Source organism: Pseudomonas sp. PME37.24/006 (assembly GCF_055556635.1).
On record NZ_JBVHNL010000221.1, the window covers coordinates 1 to 253 of the forward strand.

At 52.6% G+C, this 253-nt stretch carries 1 pseudogene; it reads left to right on the plus strand.

Going from position 1 to position 253, the window contains the following annotated elements:
- Positions 1-14: 14 nt before the first annotated feature.
- Positions 15-253: pseudogene (locus tag ACZ3GY_RS24485) on the plus strand (hypothetical protein); the annotation flags it as partial.

A 253-nucleotide genomic window follows, 5' to 3' on the forward strand; every position in this document is an offset into this window, starting at 1 on the left:
ATCGAGGAGAAATCATGAAACGCTTCATCCACCTGATCGGCGCGATCGCGATGGCAACATTTTCGGTTGCCGCATTGGCTCAAAACACAGCAGAGCATGAAGGACATCATCCCGAGGCAGCTTCATCTGCGTCTCCCGCAAAATCTGCCGCGGCAGGTGCATCCATGGCACAGATGGATAGCCAGATGAAAACCATGCGTGATATGCATCAGAAGATGATGAGCGCTGCTTCTCTTGAGGAACGCCGCCAATT